This is a genomic window from Mycobacterium sp. E3298 (assembly GCF_001666895.1).
GTDB lineage: Bacteria > Actinomycetota > Actinomycetes > Mycobacteriales > Mycobacteriaceae > Mycobacterium.
On the sequence record NZ_LZJB01000099.1, the window covers coordinates 1 to 17,997 of the forward strand.

12 protein-coding genes are annotated in these 17,997 nt (G+C 72.5%); all 12 read right to left on the reverse strand.

The window, feature by feature from the left end; genetic code table 11:
• On the reverse strand, positions 1-1,771 hold a 1,771-nt coding region (locus tag A9X05_RS04455), incomplete at its 3' end, for a type I polyketide synthase (protein WP_197498925.1).
• A gap of 7 nt (positions 1,772-1,778) precedes the next feature.
• Positions 1,779-8,132, reverse strand: coding sequence for a type I polyketide synthase (locus tag A9X05_RS04460; RefSeq protein ID WP_067779513.1), 6,354 nt, complete (start codon positions 8,130-8,132; stop codon positions 1,779-1,781).
• Between the two features lie 44 nt (positions 8,133-8,176).
• Entirely contained in the window at positions 8,177-9,238 is a 1,062-nt protein-coding gene (locus A9X05_RS04465; protein ID WP_067754907.1) for a type III polyketide synthase, read from the reverse strand.
• A gap of 108 nt (positions 9,239-9,346) precedes the next feature.
• The gene (gene argH / locus A9X05_RS04470; RefSeq protein ID WP_067779515.1) at positions 9,347-10,765 is read right to left on the reverse strand and encodes an argininosuccinate lyase; all 1,419 of its coding nucleotides are present in this window, start codon (positions 10,763-10,765) and stop codon (positions 9,347-9,349) included.
• Entirely contained in the window at positions 10,762-11,970 is a 1,209-nt protein-coding gene (locus tag A9X05_RS04475) for an argininosuccinate synthase (protein WP_067754900.1), read from the reverse strand. The genes argH and A9X05_RS04475 overlap by 4 nt, the downstream gene beginning before the upstream one ends.
• Before the next feature lie 19 nt (positions 11,971-11,989).
• Positions 11,990-12,484, reverse strand: coding sequence for an arginine repressor (locus A9X05_RS04480; protein WP_067754896.1), 495 nt, complete (start codon positions 12,482-12,484; stop codon positions 11,990-11,992).
• Complete coding sequence (gene argF, locus A9X05_RS04485) at positions 12,481-13,410, reverse strand: ornithine carbamoyltransferase (protein WP_067779518.1); 930 nt, start codon at positions 13,408-13,410, stop codon at positions 12,481-12,483. Before argF ends, A9X05_RS04480 begins: the two co-directional genes overlap by 4 nt.
• Positions 13,407-14,603, reverse strand: coding sequence for an acetylornithine transaminase (locus A9X05_RS04490; RefSeq protein ID WP_067779521.1), 1,197 nt, complete (start codon positions 14,601-14,603; stop codon positions 13,407-13,409). Before A9X05_RS04490 ends, argF begins: the two co-directional genes overlap by 4 nt.
• A 46-nt stretch (positions 14,604-14,649) precedes the next feature.
• Positions 14,650-15,537 carry an acetylglutamate kinase gene (gene argB / locus A9X05_RS04495; RefSeq protein ID WP_067754887.1) on the reverse strand — a complete coding sequence of 296 codons (888 nt, stop codon included), beginning with the start codon at positions 15,535-15,537 and terminating at the stop codon, positions 14,650-14,652.
• On the reverse strand, positions 15,534-16,745 hold the full coding sequence (argJ, locus tag A9X05_RS04500) for a bifunctional glutamate N-acetyltransferase/amino-acid acetyltransferase ArgJ (protein WP_067779524.1): 1,212 nt from the start codon (positions 16,743-16,745) through the stop codon (positions 15,534-15,536). Before argJ ends, argB begins: the two co-directional genes overlap by 4 nt.
• Positions 16,742-17,785 (reverse strand): N-acetyl-gamma-glutamyl-phosphate reductase, encoded by a 1,044-nt coding sequence (gene argC, locus A9X05_RS04505; RefSeq protein ID WP_067754874.1) that lies wholly within the window; start codon positions 17,783-17,785, stop codon positions 16,742-16,744. Before argC ends, argJ begins: the two co-directional genes overlap by 4 nt.
• A gap of 52 nt (positions 17,786-17,837) precedes the next feature.
• Positions 17,838-17,997, reverse strand: a 160-nt coding sequence (locus A9X05_RS29360) for a hypothetical protein (protein WP_156736456.1), incomplete at its 5' end; no start/stop codon positions are given.

A 17,997-nucleotide genomic window follows, 5' to 3' on the forward strand; every position in this document is an offset into this window, starting at 1 on the left:
CGAAGGCCTGGGCGAAGGCCGGAAAGCGTTGGTACAGCTCCCGTCCCATCCCGAGCCGCTGGGAGCCCTGGCCGGGGAACACGAACACGCGCTTACCGACCGGGCGGGTTCGCCCGACCGCCGCGCCCGGGCCGGGCGCCCCGGACGCCACCCCGGCCAGCCCCGCCATCAGGGCGTCCCGGTCGCCGCCCACCAGCACGGCGCGGTGCTCCAGGGCCGCCCGGGTGGTGGCCAGCGACCAGCCCACGTCCACGGCGCGCAGAGCGGGCTCGGCGTCCAGGTATGCCAAGAGCCGCCCGGCCTGCGCGGCCAACGCCTCGGCGGACCGGGCCGACACCACCCATGGCAGCACCGCGTCCGGTTGATCATGTTGAGCTGCAACGGGTTCCGGCTCGGCGGGCGGCTGCTCGACGATTACGTGGGCGTTCGTCCCGCTGATCCCGAACGACGACACCCCCGCGCGGCGCTGTCCGTCGCGCGCCGGCCAAGACCGGGGTTCGGTCAGCACCGACACCGCGCCCGAGGACCAGTCCACGTGCGGCGACGGCACATCCACGTGCAGCGTCTTGGGCGCCACCCCATGCCGCATCGCCTGGATCATCTTGATCACGCCGGCCACCCCCGCGGCGGCCGACGTGTGACCGATGTTGGACTTGATCGATCCCAGCCACAGCGGCCGGTCCGCCGGCCGGTCCTGCCCGTAGGTCGCCAGCAGGGCCTGGGCCTCGATCGGATCGCCCAGAACCGTTCCGGTGCCGTGGCCTTCGACCACGTCGACGTCCGCACCGGTCAGCCCGGCGTCGGCCAGGGCCGCCCGGATCACCCGCTGCTGGGACGGCCCGTTCGGTGCGGTCAGCCCGTTGGAGGCGCCGTCCTGGTTGACCGCCGAACCGCGCAGCACCGCGACCACCGGATGCCCCAGCCGTCGCGCGTCGGCGAGGCGCTCCAGCACCAGGACGCCCGCGCCCTCCGACCACGACGTGCCGTCCGCGGCGCCGGCGTAAACCTTGCACCGGCCGTCGGGGGCCAGCGCCCGTTGCCGGCTGAATTCCACGAACGCGGCCGGGGTGGCCATCACCGTCACGCCTCCGGCGAGCGCCAGGTCACACTCCCCCGAGCGCAGCGACTGTGCCGCCAAATGCATGGCCACCAGCGAGGACGAACACGCCGTGTCGATCGACACCGCGGGGCCTTCCAGCCCCAGCACGTACGACACCCGCCCCGAGGTCACGCTCAGGGTCGAACCGGTCAGCCCGTAGCCCTCCAGCTCTCCCTTCACCTCGCCGCCGTAGCCGGCGTGGATGACCCCGGCGAACACGCCGGTCGCCGAGCCGCGCAAGGCCAGCGGGTCAATCCCCGCCCGCTCCAACGCCTCCCAGGAGATCTCCAGCATCAACCGCTGCTGGGGATCCATCGCCAGGGCCTCGCTGGGGCCCACCCCGAAGAAGCCCGCGTCGAAGGCCGCGGCGTCGCGCAGGAAGCTGCCCTGGCGGGTGTACATCTTCCCGGCCGCGTCGGGATCCGGGTCGTAGAGCCCCTCGACATCCCAGCCGCGATCCGCCGGGAAGTCCGACACCGTGTCGCGGCCGTCGTTCACCAGCTCCCACAGCGCCTCCGGCGAATCGACCCCGCCGGCGTACCGGCACGCCATGCCCACCACCGCGATCGGTTCGGAAAGCTTGCCTTCCAGCTCCGCGACGCGTCGCCGCGCCCGACGGAGATCCGCCGTCAGGCGTTTCAGGTAGTCGACGTGCTGCGTGGTATCCGGCATCGCGGTCTCAGCGGCCGAGTTCTTCATCGAGGATGGCAAAGAGTTGGCTTTCGCTGGCGGCGTCGAGGTCGGCGTCGAGGCCCTCGGGGTCGAGGTGATCGGCGGGGCCCACGGCCGCGAGCAGAGTCTGCAGGCGGGCCCGCAGCGCCGCCCTGTCGGATGGGTCCCAGTCGGTCCGGCCGAGCAACGCCTGCAATTCGCGGGTGATGTCGGTGAAGCGGGCCATCAGGTCGGGCTGGTCGTCAACCGGGTCGGCGGACAGGTGGCCGTCGAGGTGCCCGGCCAGCGCGGCCGGCGTGGGGTAGTCGAAGATCAGCGTGGGCGAAAGGGTAAGGCCGGTAGCCGTTTTCAGCCGGTTGCGCAGTTCGACCGCGGTGAGCGAATCGAAGCCGAGGTCGCCGAAGGCGCGGCCCGGGTCGATGTCGGCGGGGTTGGGCAGGCCCAGCACGGTCGCCGCGTTCGCGCGGACCAGGTCGACCAGCTCGCGGTGGCGGGCCTCGGGGGTCAGGCCGTGCAGGCGCGCGGCGAGACCGGTCAGCAGGGCGGTCGCGTCGGCGTCGTCGACGACGCGGCGGGTGGTGCGGGTGGCCAGCTCGCTCAGCAGCGGCGGCAGCGCGGCGGCGTTGTCGGACAGGGCGATCCGATCCAGGCGGGCGGCCATCAGCACCGGGGCCTCGAGCAGCATGCCGGCGTCGAAGGATTCCAGCGCCTGCTGGGTGGACAGTGGCGCGATGCCGAGCCGGCTCATCCGGGCCTTGTCGCGCTCGCCGAGGTGCGCCGTCATCGCCGACGCCTGCTCCCACAGGCCCCAGGCCAGCGACAGGCCCGCGAGCCCGTGCGCCCGCCGGTGGGTGCACAGGCCGTCGAGGAAGCTGTTGGCCGCCGCGTAGTTGGCTTGGCCCGGGGTGCCGACGATGCCGGCCATCGACGAGAACACCACGAACGCCGACAGATCCAGGTCCCGGGTCAGCTCGTGCAGGTGCCAGGCCCCGTCGACCTTGGCCCGCAGCACCGCGTCCACCCGGTCCGGGGTCAGCGAGGCGATCAGCCCGTCGTCGAGGACGCCGGCCGCGTGCACCACACCGCGCAGCGGATACCGCGCCGGAACCTGGGCCAGCATCGCCGCGACGGCGTCTCGGTCCGCGACGTCGCAGGCGACCACCGACACCTCGGCGCCCGCCTCCCGCAACTCGTCCACCAGCTCCGCGACTCCCGCGGCCCCCGCGCCGGCCCGGCTGGCCAGCATCACGTGGCCGACGCGGTAGCGGTCGACGAGGTGGCGGGCCAGCGCCGAACCGGCCATGCCGGTGCCGCCGGTGATCACCACGCTGCCGCCGGCCAGCCCGCCACAGCCGCTGAGCACGGCGCCGGGCCCGGACGGGATGGTCAGCGCGACCTTGCCGATGTGCCGGGCCTGGCTGACGAACCGGTACGCCGCCGAAGCGCAGCGGACGTCGAAGGTCTTGAGCGGCAACGGTGTCACGGCGCCATCGCGCATCAGCTCCACGATCTGGGCCAGCATCGCCGCGGTGCGGTCGGGCCCGGCCTCCAGCAGGTCGAAGGCCTGGTACCGCGCGCCTCGATGCTCCCCGGCGACGACGCGCGGGTCGCGGACGTCGGTCTTGCCCATCTCGATGAACCGCCCGCCGGGGGCCAAGAGCCGCAGCGACGCGTCGGTGAACTCACCGGCCAGCGAGTTGAGCACCACGTCGACCCCGGCCCCGCCGGTGGCCGCCGAGAACTTCTCCGCGAAGTCCAGCGTCCGCGAATCGCCGATGTGGTCGTCGTCGAACCCCATGGCGCGCAGGGTGTCCCACTTACCGCGGCTCGCGGTCGCGAACACCTCCGCGCCCCAGTGCCGCGCCAGCTGGACCGCGGCCATGCCAACCCCACCGGTGGCGGCGTGCACCAGCACCCGCTCGCCGGCCCGCAGGCCGGCCAGCACCGATAACCCGTAGAGCGCGGTGAGAAACACCACCGGGACACCCGCGGCCGTGACCAGCGACCAGCCCTGCGGCACCGGCGTGACCAATCGCCGGTCCACCACCGCCTCGGAACCGACCACGCCAAGCAGCCCCATCACCGCATCGCCGACCGCCAGGCCCTCGACGCCCGGACCGACCTCGACGACCACGCCGGCGCCCTCGGCCCCCAACCGTCCGCCGCCCGGGTACATGCCCAAGGCCACCAACACATCCCGGAAGTTCACGCCCACCGCGGCCACGGCCACGCGAACCTGCCCGGCCTCCAGTTCCACCCGCGGGCTCGGGGCCACCACCAGGTCCTCCAGCGTGCCCCCGCCGCCCGCGTCCAGCCGCCAGTCACCGGGCGGCAGCCGCAACACCGATCCGCCGCGGGCCTGCCGCATCCGGGCCGCGTAGGCCACGCCCGCGCGGACCACCAATTGCGGCTCGCCGCAACCGATCACGGCGCGGGCGTCCAACGAGCCGTCGGAGTCGATCAGCACCACCCGGCCCGGCTGCTCGGCCTGCGCCGAGCGGACCAGCCCCCACACCGCCGCACCGGCCAGGTCCGCCACGTCCTCACCGGCGAGCGCGACCGCCCCGCGGGTCTGCACCGCCAGCGTCCCGGACTCCGGATCGGCCAACCACGACTGCAGCACGCCGAGCGCCTCTGTGGTGGCCGCGTGCACGGACCGGACCGCGTGGGCGCCGTGCGCGCCCGGCTCCCACAGCGTGGCGTCGGAGCCCTTGTCGCTCAACGGTATCGGCGACCAGGCCACCTCGAAGAGCCCCTCGGCGGGCGCGGCGGCCGCGGCCAGCTGCCCGGCCGAGACCGGGCGCATCGCCAGCGATCGCACCGACAACACCGGCAGCCCGGACCCGTCGGCCAATTCGACCGACACCGCCCCGGTGCCGGACGGCGCTATCCGGACCCGCGCCCGCGAGGCGCCGCCCGCGTGCAGCGACACCCCCTGCCAGGAGAACGGCAACACGGTTTGCCCTTGTTCGGCGGCGACGCCCATCGCGTGCAGCGCCGCGTCCAGCAACACCGGATGTATCCCGAAGCCGCCGTCCTGACCGCCTGCCTCGTCCGGCACGGCGACGTCGGCGAAGATCTCGTCCCCCCGCCGCCAGATCGCGTGCAGCCCACGGAAGGACCGGCCGTACTCGTAGCCGCGATCCGCGAGCCGCGCGTAGCCGTCGGCCACGTCCACCGGCGTCGCCCCCGCCGGCGGCCACACCGACAGGTCGGCGGACGGCGCGACCGCCGCCGGGCGCACCGAGCCGTGCGCGTGCAGCACCCACTCCGATTGCGCGCCCGCCGAATACACCGACAGTTCGCGCTCCCCCAACGCGGCGGGCGCGCCGACCACCACCTGCACCTGCACGCCGTCGGTCGCCGGCAGCACCAACGGGGCCGACAACGTCAGCTCCTCGATCGCCCCGCATCCGACCTCGTCGCCGGCGCGGATGGCCAGCTCCACGAACGCCGCGCCGGGGAACAACACGGTGCCGCCGACCGCGTGGTCGGCCAGCCACGGCTGAGCAGCCGTCGACAGCCGGCCGGTCAGCACCACCCCGCCGGAGTCGGGCCGCTGCACCACCGCGCCGACCAGCGCGTGCCGGGCGCCGGCCAGGCCCAGGGTGGCCACGTCGCCCGAACCGGTGGAGCCGCCCGGCAGCCAGAAGCGCTGCCGCGCAAAGCCGTACGTGGGCAGGTCGACGCGACGGCCGCCCAAACCGGCGATCGCGGCGCGCCAGTCCACGGGCACGCCCGCCACGTGGGCCTGGCCCGCCGAGAGCCAGAACCGTTGCAGCGAACCGTCGTCGCGCCCCAGCGACGGGACTACCAAAGCGCCGGCGCCGCAGTCGGTCACGGTGTCCTCGACGGCGGCCAGCAGCACCGGGTGTGGGCTGGATTCGACGAAGACCCCGTACCCGGCGCCGCACGCGTTGCGCACGGCGCGTTCGAACTGGACGGTCTGCCGGATGCTGCGGTACCAGTAGTCGGCGTCCAGGGCGGCGGTGTCGAGCAGTTCGCCGGTCACGGTGGAGAACAACGCGATCGAGGACGATCGCGGCGCGATGCCGGCCAGCGCCTCGGCCAGCGCCGGACGAATCGCGTCCACGTGCCGGGAGTGGGAGGCGTAGTCCACGTCGATGCGGCGGGCGCGCACGCCGTCGGCCTCACAACGGACCATCAACTCGTCGAGGGCGCCCACCTCACCGGACACCACCACCGCCGAAACCCCGTTGACGGCAGCGACATTCAACCGCTCCCCCCATCCGGCGATCAATTCCTCGGCCCGGCCCAGCCCGCATGCCAGCGACACCATGCCGCCCGCACCGGACAATTCCACCAGCAGCCGGCTGCGCAGCGCCACCACCCGGGCCGCGTCCTCCAGCGAGAGGGCGCCGGCCACATACGCCGCCGCGATCTCGCCCTGGGAGTGACCGATCACCGCGTCGGGGACGACGCCCACCGAGCGCCACAACTCGGCCAGCGACACCATCACCGCCCACAGCGCCGGCTGCACCACGTCCACCCGGTCCAAGCCCGGCGCGCCGGGCGCACCGCGGATCACGTCGACCAGCGACCAGTCGACGTGTTCGGCGAGCGCCTTCTCGCAACGCTGCAGGTGTTCGGCGAAAACGGCCGAGCTGTCCAGCAATTCGGCTCCCATGCCGGCCCACTGCGACCCCTGCCCCGGGAACACGAACACCGTCTTGCCGACCGGCTGCGCCCGGCCCACCGCCGCGCCCGCACCCGGTTTGCCGGCCGCCACCTCGGCCAGCCCCGCGGCCAGACGCTCGCGGTCGGCACCCACCAGCACCGCGCGGTGCTCGAAACGCGACCGCGTCGACACCAACGACCACGCCACGTCGACCACCCGCAGACCCGGGTCGTCGTTCACCCGGGCCAGCAGCCGGGACGCCTGGTTGGCCAGCGCGTCGGCCGATCGGGCCGACAGCACCCACGGCGCGGGGGCGTCATCACCCGCCGGCGCGGGGCTTTCGGGCGGCGGCTGCTCGATGATGACGTGGGCGTTGGTGCCGCTGATCCCGAAGGACGACACCCCCGCGCGGCGCGGCCGGTCCCGCGCCGGCCAGTCCCGCGCCTCGGTCAGCAGCGACACCGCCCCCGCCGACCAATCCACGTGCGGCGTAGGCACATCCACGTGCAACGTCTTGGGCATCACCCCGTGGCGGATCGCCTGCACCATCTTGATCACCCCGCCGGCGCCGGCCGCCGCCGACGTGTGACCCATGTTGGACTTGATCGACCCCAGCCACAGCGGCTCGGACCGGTCCTGCCCGTACGTCGCCAAGACCGCCTGCGCCTCGATCGGATCCCCGAGGGTGGTGCCCGTCCCGTGTCCCTCCACCAGGTCCACGTCCGCCGCCCGCAGGCGCGCGTCGGCCAGCGCGGCGCGGATCACCCGTTGCTGCGACGGCCCGTTCGGCGTCGCCAGCCCGTTCGAGGCGCCGTCCTGGTTGACCGCGGATCCGCGCAGCAGCGCCAGCACGGTATGCCCCGACCGCTGCGCGTCGGACAACCGTTCCAGCACCAGCACGCCGACGCCTTCGGAGAAACCGGTGCCGTCGGCGGCGCCCGCGTACGCCTTGCACCGCCCGTCGGCGGCCAGCGCACGCTGCCGGCTGAACTCGATGAACATCGCCGGGGTGGCCATCACCGTCACGCCGCCGGCCAGCGCCAGGTCGCATTCGCCGGCCCGCAGCGATCGCGCCGCCAGGTGCATGGCCACCAACGACGACGAGCAGGCCGTGTCGACGGAAATGGCCGGGCCCTCCAGGCCCAGTTCGTAGGCCACCCGGCCCGATGCCACGCTCAGCGTCGAACCGCGCAGCCCGTAGCGCTCCAGGTGGCCCGGCACCCTGCCCTGGCCGCCGTACGAGCCGTGGAAGATGCCGGCGAACACGCCGGTGGCCGAACCGCGCAGGGTGACGGGGTCAATCCCGGCCCGCTCCAACGCCTCCCAGGACACCTCCAGCAACAGCCGTTGCTGCGGGTCCATCGCGAGCGCCTCGCTGGGCGCGATGCCGAAGAACGCGGCGTCGAAGTCGGCCACGTCGGCCAGGAAGCCGCCGCAGCGGGCATAGGACTTGCCCACCGCGTCGGGGTCGGGATCGAACAGGCCAACCAGGTTCCAGCCGCGGTCGGCCGGGAAGTCCGAGACCACATCGCGGCCCTCGGCCACCATCCGCCACAGGGCCTCCGGCGAATCCACCCCACCCGGGTACCGGCAACCCATCCCCACCACCGCCACGGGTTCGGTTGCCGCGGCGAGGTATTCGCGGGCCTCGCGCTTCAGCCGCTCGTTTTCCTTGAGCGAGGCGCGGAGGGCCTTAACGAGCTCCTCGGGGTCGGCGGTCATGACAGCACTGAAGGTGTGGGGGGCACAGGAAGCAACGCCTTAGTTCAGTGCCAGCGCAGCAACACGAGTTCGGAGCAGAATCCCGGACCCATCGCGATCATCAGGCCGGGGCTCCCGCTGGGCGGCGGCTTGGCCAGCGTGTCCCGCAGCACGTGCAGCACCGAGGCCGACGAAAGATTGCCGATCTCACCCAGCGAGCGCCAGGTCAGTTCAAGCGCGTCGGGCGGAAGGCTCAGGCTCGCGTTGATGGCGTCGATGATCTTCGGGCCGCCGGGATGGCTGACCCAGGCGCCGATGTCGGTCGTCGTCAGCCCGTGGGCGCCGAGGAAGCCGGTGACGTCCTGCTCGATGTGCTCCTCGACCACCTCGGCCAGGTCCTTGGCCAGGACCAGCTCGAACCCGGCCGCGCCGACGTCGTAGCCCATGGTGCGCAGCGAATCGGGGTAGAGCGTGCTGCGCGAGTCCAGGATGCTGGGCCCGCCCGCGGCCACCTTTTCCGCGCGACGCTCGCCGACGGCGACCACCGCGCCCGCCCCGTCGGCGAACAGCGCGCTGCCGACCAGGCCGGGCAGCGACGGCTTGTATCCCGGATAGGTCAGGGAGCAGAGCTCGACCGAGATCAGGGCCGCGGCGGCGTCGGGCGCCCCGCGCAGGTAGTCGTGCAGCCGGGCCACGCCCGCGGCGCCGGCCACACAACCGAGGCCGAACAGCGGCACGCGGCGCACGTCGTCGCGCAGGCCCAGCCGCCCGGCGATCCGGGCGTCCAGGGACGGCACCGCGAGGCCGGTGACCGTCGTCGTGATCAACACGTCCAGGTCCTGCGGCCGCATGCCGGCCTCGTCGAGGGCGCCCGAGAGGGCCTCGCAGCCGAGGTCGACGGCGTTTTCGATGAAGATGCGGTTCGCCTGGCCGAAGTCGGTCAGCGCGGGATAGCGCTCCAGCGGCAGCACCAGGTGGCGGCTGTTGACCTTGGCGCTGGCGTGCAACTGCCGGACGATGTCCTCGTAGCCCTCGAATTCGGGGATGCTGACGAAGAAGTCCGTGAGCTCGCGCTGGGAGTAGCGATACGGCGGCAAGGCACCGAATACGCCGGCAACGACGCTCATTGGTCCCACCCCTTGGTGACGAAGTTCTGGCCCGACAGGTTCAGCCGCATCGCTTGAGCGGGAATTCTAGTCCGGTTCAAATTTACCGGCGCGTAAATCGGCGTCATCTCATGCCCCGCCGCCGAGCCGCGCTCTGAGCTGCTCACACTCGGCCAGGACGGCTTCGAGCTGCTCGGCGACCCGGGCGGGGGCGGTCCCACCCCGCCGGTCGCGCGAGGACACCGAGCCCTCGATCGTCAACACCTCGCGCACCTCGGGCGTCAGCTCGGGGCTGATGGCGGCCAATTCGTCGTCGGTGAGCTCGTCGAGCCCGACGGCGCGCCCCTCGGCCGCGCGCACGGCGGCCCCGGCGGCCTCGTGTGCGGACCGGAACGGCACGCCCCGGCGCACCAGCCATTCGGCGATGTCGGTGGCCAGCGTGTACCCGGCCGGGGCCAGCGCCGCCATCCGCTCGACGTCGAACGTCAGGCTGGCCACCAGGCCCGCCATCGCCGGCAGCACCAGCTCCAGCTGGGCCACCGAGTCGAAGACCGGCTCCTTGTCCTCCTGCAGGTCACGGTTGTAGGCCAGCGGCTGCGCCTTCAGCGTCGCCAGCAGCCCGGCCAGGTTGCCGATCAGTCGCCCGGACTTCCCGCGGGCCAGCTCGGCGATGTCGGGGTTCTTCTTCTGCGGCATGATCGAGCTGCCGGTGGACCACGAATCGTGCAGCCGGACGTAGCCGAACTCCGTCGAGCTCCACAGGATGATGTCCTCGGCCAGCCGCGACAGGTCCACCGCGATCATCGCGAACACGAACGCGGCCTCGGCGGCGAAATCCCGGGCCGCGGTCGCGTCGATGGAGTTGTCCGCGGCCTCCGCAAAACCCAGCTTGGCGGCGATCGCGTCCGGGTCCAACCCCAGCGACGAGCCGGCCAGCGCCCCGGAGCCGTACGGGGACACCGCGGCCCGCTTGTCGAAGTCCACGATGCGGTCGACGTCGCGCAGCAGCGGGTGCGCGTGGGCGAGCAGGTGGTGGGCCAGCAGGACCGGCTGGGCGGACTGCAGGTGCGTCTTGCCCGGCATGATCGCCGTCGGGTGCGCGGCGGCCTGGGCGGCGAGCGCGGCCACCACCTCCAGCGCCGCGTCGGCGACCCGGCGCACCGCGTCGCGCAGCCACATCCGGAACAGCGTGGCCACCTGGTCGTTGCGCGACCGCCCGGCCCGCAGCCGGCCGCCCAGGTCGGGGCCGACGCGGTCGATCAGCCCGCGCTCCAGCGCGGCGTGCACGTCCTCGTCGGTCACCAGCGGGGTGAAGCTGCCGTCGGCCACGTCCTCGGCCAGGCAGTCCAACCCGGCCAGCAGCCCGTCGCGCTGCTCTTCGGTGAGCAGCCCGGCGTGGAACAGGATCACGGTGTGGGCGCGCGAGGCGACGATGTCGTAGGGGGCCAGCACCCAGTCGAAGTGAGTGGACTTGCTCAGGGCGGCCAGCGCGTCCGACGGGCCGTCGGCGAACCGGCCGCCCCACAGCGAGCCCTCGCGCGTGCTCACGCTTCGTCGGCCGCCAGGTCCCGCCGGGACGCGATCTTCGACGACAGCCCGTGCACGTAGACGAAGCCCTTGGCGGCCGACTGGTCGAAGGAGTCGCCCTCGTCGTAGGTGGCCAGGTTGAAGTCGTAGAGCGACTGCGCGCTGCGCCGGCCGTTGACGGCGATGTGCCCGCCGTGCAACACCATTCGGATCTCGCCCGTGACGTGCTCCTGGGTCTTTTCGACGAAGGCTTCCAGCGCGGTCTTCAGTGGCGAGTACCAAAGTCCGTCGTAGACCAGCTCGGCCCAGCGCTGGTCGGTGTGCCGCTTGAACCGGCCCAGTTCGCGTTCCAGCGTGACGTGCTCGAGCTCGGTGTGCGCGGTGATCAGCACCATCGCGCCGGGAGCCTCGTAGATCTCGCGGCTCTTGATGCCCACGAGCCGGTCCTCGACCACGTCGAGCCGACCCACCCCCTGGCAGCCGGCGCGGCGGTTGAGCTCCTCGATGGCGGCCAGCACCGACACCGGTTTGCCGTCGATGGACACCGGGACCCCGCGCTCGAACCCGACGATCACCTCGTCGGGCGTGTTCCAGTTGATCGTGGGATCTTCGGTGTAGGCGTAGATGTCCTTGGTGGGCGCGTTCCAAAGGTGTTCCAGGAAGCCGGTTTCCACGGCGCGGCCCCACACGTTCTGGTCGATGGAAAACGGCGAGCGCTTGGTCACGTTGATCGGGATGGCGTTCTCCTCGGCGAACGCGATCGCCTTCTCCCGGGTCCACGCGTAGTCGCGGACGGGCGCCAGCACCTCCAAATCCGGTGCCAGCGAAGCGAATCCGACCTCGAACCGGACCTGGTCGTTGCCCTTGCCGGTGCAGCCGTGCGCGACGGTGGTGCCGCCGTGCTCGCGGGCGGCCGCCACCAGGTGCTTGGCGATCAGCGGCCGGCTGATGGCCGACACCAGCGGGTAGCGGTCCATGTAGAGCGCGTTGCTCAGGATGGTGGGCAGGCAGTAGCCCTCGGCGAACTCGTCCCGGGCGTCGACGACGACGGCCTCCACCGCGCCGCAGTCCAGGGCGCGCTGGCGGACGACCTCCATGTCCTCGCCGCCCTGGCCGAGGTCGATCGCCACGGCCACCACCTCGCGGCCGGTCTCCTTGCCGATCCAGCTGATCGCGACCGACGTGTCCAGCCCGCCGGAATACGCCAGGATGACGCGATCTGACATGAACCAATCTCCTTAGTTTTTAGGTGAGCTCTTCCAGGGTGCGGGCCAGCTCGGCGCCGGTCATCGGCTCTCGGGCGGCCACGAAGACGGTGTCGTCACCGGCGATGGTGCCGACGACGTACGGTAGCGCCGCGCGGTCGATCGCGCTGGCCAAATAGTTGGCGCCGCCCGGCGGGGTGCGCAGCACCGCAAGGTTGGCGCTGGCGTCGGCCGACACCAGCAGCTCGCTCAGCAGCCGGGACAGCCGCGCGGTGCCGCCGGACACCCCGCGCACCGGGCTGCCGTCCTCGGGAACGATGTAGACCCCGACGCCGCCGTCGGCGCCGCGCAGCTTCACCGCGCCCAGCTCCTCGAGGTCGCGCGACAGCGTGGCCTGGGTGACCTCGATGCCCTCGTCGGCCAGCCGGGCCGCCAGCTCGCTCTGGCTGCTGATCGACGCCGACGACAGGATCGCGACGATGCGGTCCTGCCGCCCGGCCCGGGTGATTTCGGCGGTGGCCTTCGAGCGGGTCATTGCGCCCGCTCCAGCAGCCACACCAGCAGCGCCTTCTGGGCGTGCAGCCGGTTCTCGGCCTCGTCCCACACCACGCTGGCCGGCCCGTCCATCACTGCGTCGGTGATCTCGTCACCGCGGTGGGCCGGAAGGCAATGCAGCACAATGGCTTCCGGGTCGGCGAGGTCCAGCAGCCGCTCGTTGATCTGGAACGGCCGAAACGGTGTGAGGCGGTCGAGCCCGTCGCCCTCCTGCCCCATCGACGTCCAGGTGTCGGTCACCAGGATGTCGGCGCCGCGCGCGGCCGCGTCGGCGTCGGCGGTGAGGGTGACCGAGGCGCCGGTGGATTCGGCGCGTTGGGTCGCGGCCGCGACGAAGGCCGGGGCGGGGGCGAAACCGTCCGGCGCGGCGATCGTGACGTGCACGCCTGCGGTCACCCCGCCCAGCAGCAGCGAGTGGGCCATGTTGTTGGCGCCGTCGCCGAGGTAGGACATCCGCAGTCCCGCGAGCGATCCCTTGTGTTCGGTGATGGTCTGCAGGTCGGCGAGCACCTGGCAGGGATGGAAGTCGTCGGAGAGCGCGTTGACCACCGGCACCGTCGCCGCCTCGGCCATGGCCTCGAGCCGGCCCTGTTCGAAGGTCCGCCACACGATCGCGTCGACGTAGCGGGACAGCACCCGCGCGGTGTCGCCCAGCGTCTCGTCGCGGCCCAGCTGGGTGCTGCGGGCGTCGACGACGACGGCGTGCCCGCCGAGCTGGGCGATGCCCACTTCGAAGGAGAACCGGGTGCGGGTGGAGTTCTTGTCGAAGAGCACCGCGACGCCGCGCGGCCCCTCCAGCGGGCGCCAGCCGAACGGGTCCTTCTTGAGTTCGGCGGCCAGCTGCAGCACCTCGGCCTGCTCCTGGGGGGACAGGTCGTCGTCGCGCAGGAAATGGCGCGGCGTCATGCCGCGGCCCTGTCCAGGATGCCCGGCAGGGCCGCGACGAAGCCGTCGAGCTGGGATTCGGTGACGATCAGGGGCGGCGCCAGCCGGATGACGTCGGGCGCGGCGGCGTTGACCAGGAATCCGGCCGCGCGCGCGGCGCTTTCGGCCTCCTTGGCCCGCGACGCGGTCAGCACGATGCCCTGCAGCAACCCACGGCCGCGGACGTGGTCGACCAGCGGGTGATTCAGCGATTCGATGCCGTGCCGTACCGACTTGCCCAGCACCTCGGCGTGCCGGGTCAGGTCCTCGTCCGCGATCACCCGCAGCACCGCCCGCGCCGCAGCCGCGCAGATCGGATTGCCGCCGAAGGTGCTGCCGTGCAGGCCGGGGGTCATCAGCTCGGCGGCCGGCCCGACGGCCAGGCAGGCGCCGATCGGCAGGCCGCCGCCGAGCCCCTTGGCCATGGTGACGACGTCGGGTGTGATGCCTTCGTGCTGGTGGGCGAAAAAGGCTCCGGTGCGGCCCATTCCGGTCTGCACCTCGTCGAGCACCAGCAGCGCGCCATGCCGCGAGGTGATGTCGCGGGCGGCGGTCAGGTAACCCTCGGGCGGGACGACGACGCCGCCCTCCCCCATGATCGGCTCGAGGAAGACCGCGGCGGTGGCGTCGTCGACCGCGGCGGCCAGCGCGTCGGCGTCCCCGTAGGGCACGTGCGTGACGTATCCCGGCAGTGGCTCGAACGGCGCCTGCTTGCTCGGCTGACCGGTCAGCGCCAGCGAGCCCATGGTGCGGCCGTGGAAACCGCCTTGCGCCGCAACCAGTTTCGTGCGTCCGGTCAGCCGCGACAGCTTGAACGCCACCTCGTTGGCCTCGGTCCCCGAATTGCAGAAGAACACCCGCGTCGGCGCCCCGGTTTCGTCGGAGGCGCCCAGCAGGTTCACCAGCTCCTCGGCCAGCGCGACGCCCGGTTCGCTCGCGTAGAGGTTGGAGGTGTGGCCGAGCGTCGCCATCTGGTGTGTGACGGCGTCGATGACCGCGGGGTGGCGATGGCCCAGGACGTTGACGGCGATGCCCCCGAGCAGATCCAGGTAGGTGTTGCCGTCCACGTCGGTGACAACGGCGCCGTCACCGCTGGCCAATGCCAGCGGCGGGGTGCCGTAGTTGTTCATCATCACGGCTTCCCAGCGCTGCTGCATCACATCCCCTTCAGTAATACGCCGCTCCTCCCCGTCACTGCGTTCCGCATCGTCGCCGGCGAAGTCACGCGCTCACGACCTTGGTGCCGGTGCCCGCGTCCGTGAAAAGCTCCACCAGCACACAGTGTTCGACCCGCCCGTCGATGACGTGCGCGCTCGGCACGCCCGCCGTGACGGCCCGCAGGCACGCCTCGACCTTGGGGATCATGCCCGCCTCCAGCGTGGGGAGCAGTTGCGAGAGTGTGGCCGTGTCGATCTCGCTGACCAACGAACCGCGATCGGGCCAGCTGGTGTAGAGGCCCTCGACGTCGGTGAGCATCAACAGCTTTTCGGCGCGCAGGGCCTCCGCGAGGGCCGCCGCCGCGGTGTCGGCGTTGATGTTGTGCACCACACCCTCGGCGTCCGGGGCCAGCGTCGACACCACCGGAATGCGGCCCGCCGTAATCAGATCCAGCACCGCGGCGGTGTTGACCCGCTCGACGTCGCCCACCAGCCCGATGTCGGTGGCCACTCCGTCCACGGTGACGCTGCGCCGCACGGCGGTGAACAGCTGCGCGTCCTCCCCGGTGATGCCGACGGCGTACGGCCCGTGCGCGTTGATCAGGTTGACCAGTTCGCGGCCCACCTGGCCGAACAGCACCATCCGCGCCACGTCGAGCACTTCCGGTGTGGTGACCCGGAATCCGCCCTTGAAGTCGCCTTCGATCCCGAGGCGGCGCAGCATGGCGGTGATCTGCGGGCCGCCGCCGTGCACGACGACGGGCAGGATGCCGCAGTTGCGCAGGAAGGCCATGTCGGCGGCGAACGCGTGCCGCAGCGTGTCGTCGGTCATGGCGTTGCCGCCGTACTTGATGACGACGACCTTGCCGTACAGCTGCTTGAGCCAGGGCAGCGCCTCGGCCAGCACCTGGGCCTTGACGGCGGTGGACAACTCGTGAGTGTTGACCGTCATGAGCTGTAGGCCGAGTTCTCTTCGACGTAGGCGTGCGAGAGGTCGGTGGTGCGGACGGCGGCGGTGCCGTCGCCCACCCCCAGGTCGACGGTGATGTCGATGTCGGCGCCGGACAGGTCCACCTCGCGCGCGCCCGGCGCCCCGACCCCGTCGACGCACACGGCAAATCCATTGAACAACACGGTGATTCGATCCGGATCCAGCGTCACCGGCGCCATGCCGACGGCGGCCAGCACCCGGCCCCAGTTGGGGTCGGACCCGAAGACCGCGGTCTTGACCAGGCTGTCGCGGGCGATCACCCGCGCGGCGGTCAGCGCGTCGTCCTCGGCGGCGGCCCCGGTCACGGTCACGGTGACGCGTTTGGTGACGCCCTCGGCGTCGGCCTGCAGCTGCGCGCACAGGTCGTCGCACACGCGCAGCACGGCGTCGTCCAGATCGGCCTGGGTCGGGGCGATTTCGCTGGCCCCGGACGCCAGCAGCAGCACGGTGTCGTTGGTCGAACAGCTGCCGTCGATGTCCAGCCGGTCGAAGGTGCGCGCGGTGGCCCGGCGCAGCGCCCGGTCGAGCGCGGCCGGCTCGACGGCCGCGTCGGTGGTGAGCACGCAGAGCATGGTGGCCAGCGACGGCGCCAGCATGCCGGCGCCCTTGGCCATCCCGCCGACGGTCCAGTTGCCGGCGTGGTGCAGCGCAACCTGTTTCGGCACGGTGTCGGTGGTCATGATCGCGCGCGCGGCCTCGTCGCCGCCGCTCAGCCCGCCGGCCATGTCCTGCACGATCGCCCGGACCCCGGCCAGCACCTTGTCCATCGGCAACCGGTCACCGATCAGCCCGGTGGAGCACACCGCGACCTCGATGGCCCCGGTCTCGGTTCCCCAGTCCGACAATGCGGCCGCGACCGCCTCGGCGGTGGCATGGGTGTCCTGGAAGCCGCCCGGGCCGGTGCAGGCGTTGGCGCCGCCGGAGTTGAGGATCACCGCGCGCAAGGCGCCGGTGGTCAGCGCCTGCTGGGTCCACAGCACCGGCGCGGCCTTGACCTTGTTGCGGGTGAACACGCCGGCGGCCGCGTAGTCGGGTCCCTCGTTGAAGACCAGGGCCAGGTCGCGGTTGCCCGACGCCTTGATGCCGGCGGCGATCCCCGCGGCCCGGAACCCGGCCGGCGCGGTGACGCCCTGTTCGCGCACCAAGCGCGCCTCGGCTGTGTGGGTCACGGCGCGACCCCGACCACCGAAAGGCCTTGCGCCTCCGGCCAACCCAGCGCCAAGTTCATCGCCTGCACGGCCGCGCCGCCGGTGCCCTTGACCAGGTTGTCGATGGCGGCGATGGCCACGAACGTCTCGGCGGCCTCGTCCACCGCGACGGCGATGTGCGCCGCGTTGCTGCCGATCACCGAGCCGGTGCGGGGCAGCTGGCCCTCGGGCAGCAGGTAGACGAAAGGCTCCGCGTCGTACGCCTTTTCGTAGGCGGCGCGCAGCTGCGACAGCGGCGCGCGGGTGCGCGCGGTGCAGGTGGCCAGGATGCCGCGCGACGTCGGGATCAGCACCGGGGTGAACGACACGGTGACGTCGCGGTCGCTGACCGCCCGCAGGCCCTGGGCGATCTCGGGGGTGTGCCTATGCGCCCCCGCGATGTTGTAGGCGCGGGCGGACCCGATGACCTCGGAGCCCAGCAGGTCGGTCTTGGCGGCCCGGCCCGCACCCGAGGTGCCGCTGACGGCGACGACGGTGACGGCGGGCTCGATCAGGTCCTCGGCGACCGCGGGGAGCAGCGCCAGCAGCGCCGCGGTCGGGTAGCAGCCCGGCACCGCGATGCGGCGGGCGCCGCGCAGGCGGTCCCGCGCGCCCGGCAGCTCCGGCAGCCCGTAGGGCCAGCTGCCGGCGTGCGGGGACCCATAGAACCGCTCCCAGGCGGCGGCGTCGGTGAGCCGGAAGTCGGCGCCGCAGTCGATGATCACGGTGTCGGGGCCGAGCTGTTCGGCCAGCGCGGCCGAGTGCCCGTGCGGCAGGGCCAGGAACACCACGTGGTGGCCGGCGAGCACCGCGGGTTCGGTGGGCTCGACCACCCGCTGCGCCAGCGGCGTGAGATGCGGGTGGTGCTCGCCCAGCGGGCTGCCCGCGCTGGTCGCGGCGGTCAGCGACCCGATGACGAGGCGTCCGTCGGCGTAGGCCGGATGCCCCAGCAGCAGCCGCAGGATCTCACCGCCCGCATAGCCGCTGGCCCCGGCAACCGCCACCCTCAATACGTCGGCCATTCCGCCGATTCTGCATGGTTATGCAATGCTTTGCAAATCCATTACCAGGGGGTCAGGCCCGCAACTCGGCGCCGACCGCCTCGGCGGCGCGGCGCACCGCGGCGTCGCGGGCCGCGCTGGCGTCGTCCTCGGTCAGGGTGCGGTCCGGCGCCCGGAACCGCAGCGCGAAGGTCAGCGATTTGCGGTCCTCCCCGACCTGCGGGCCGGTGAAG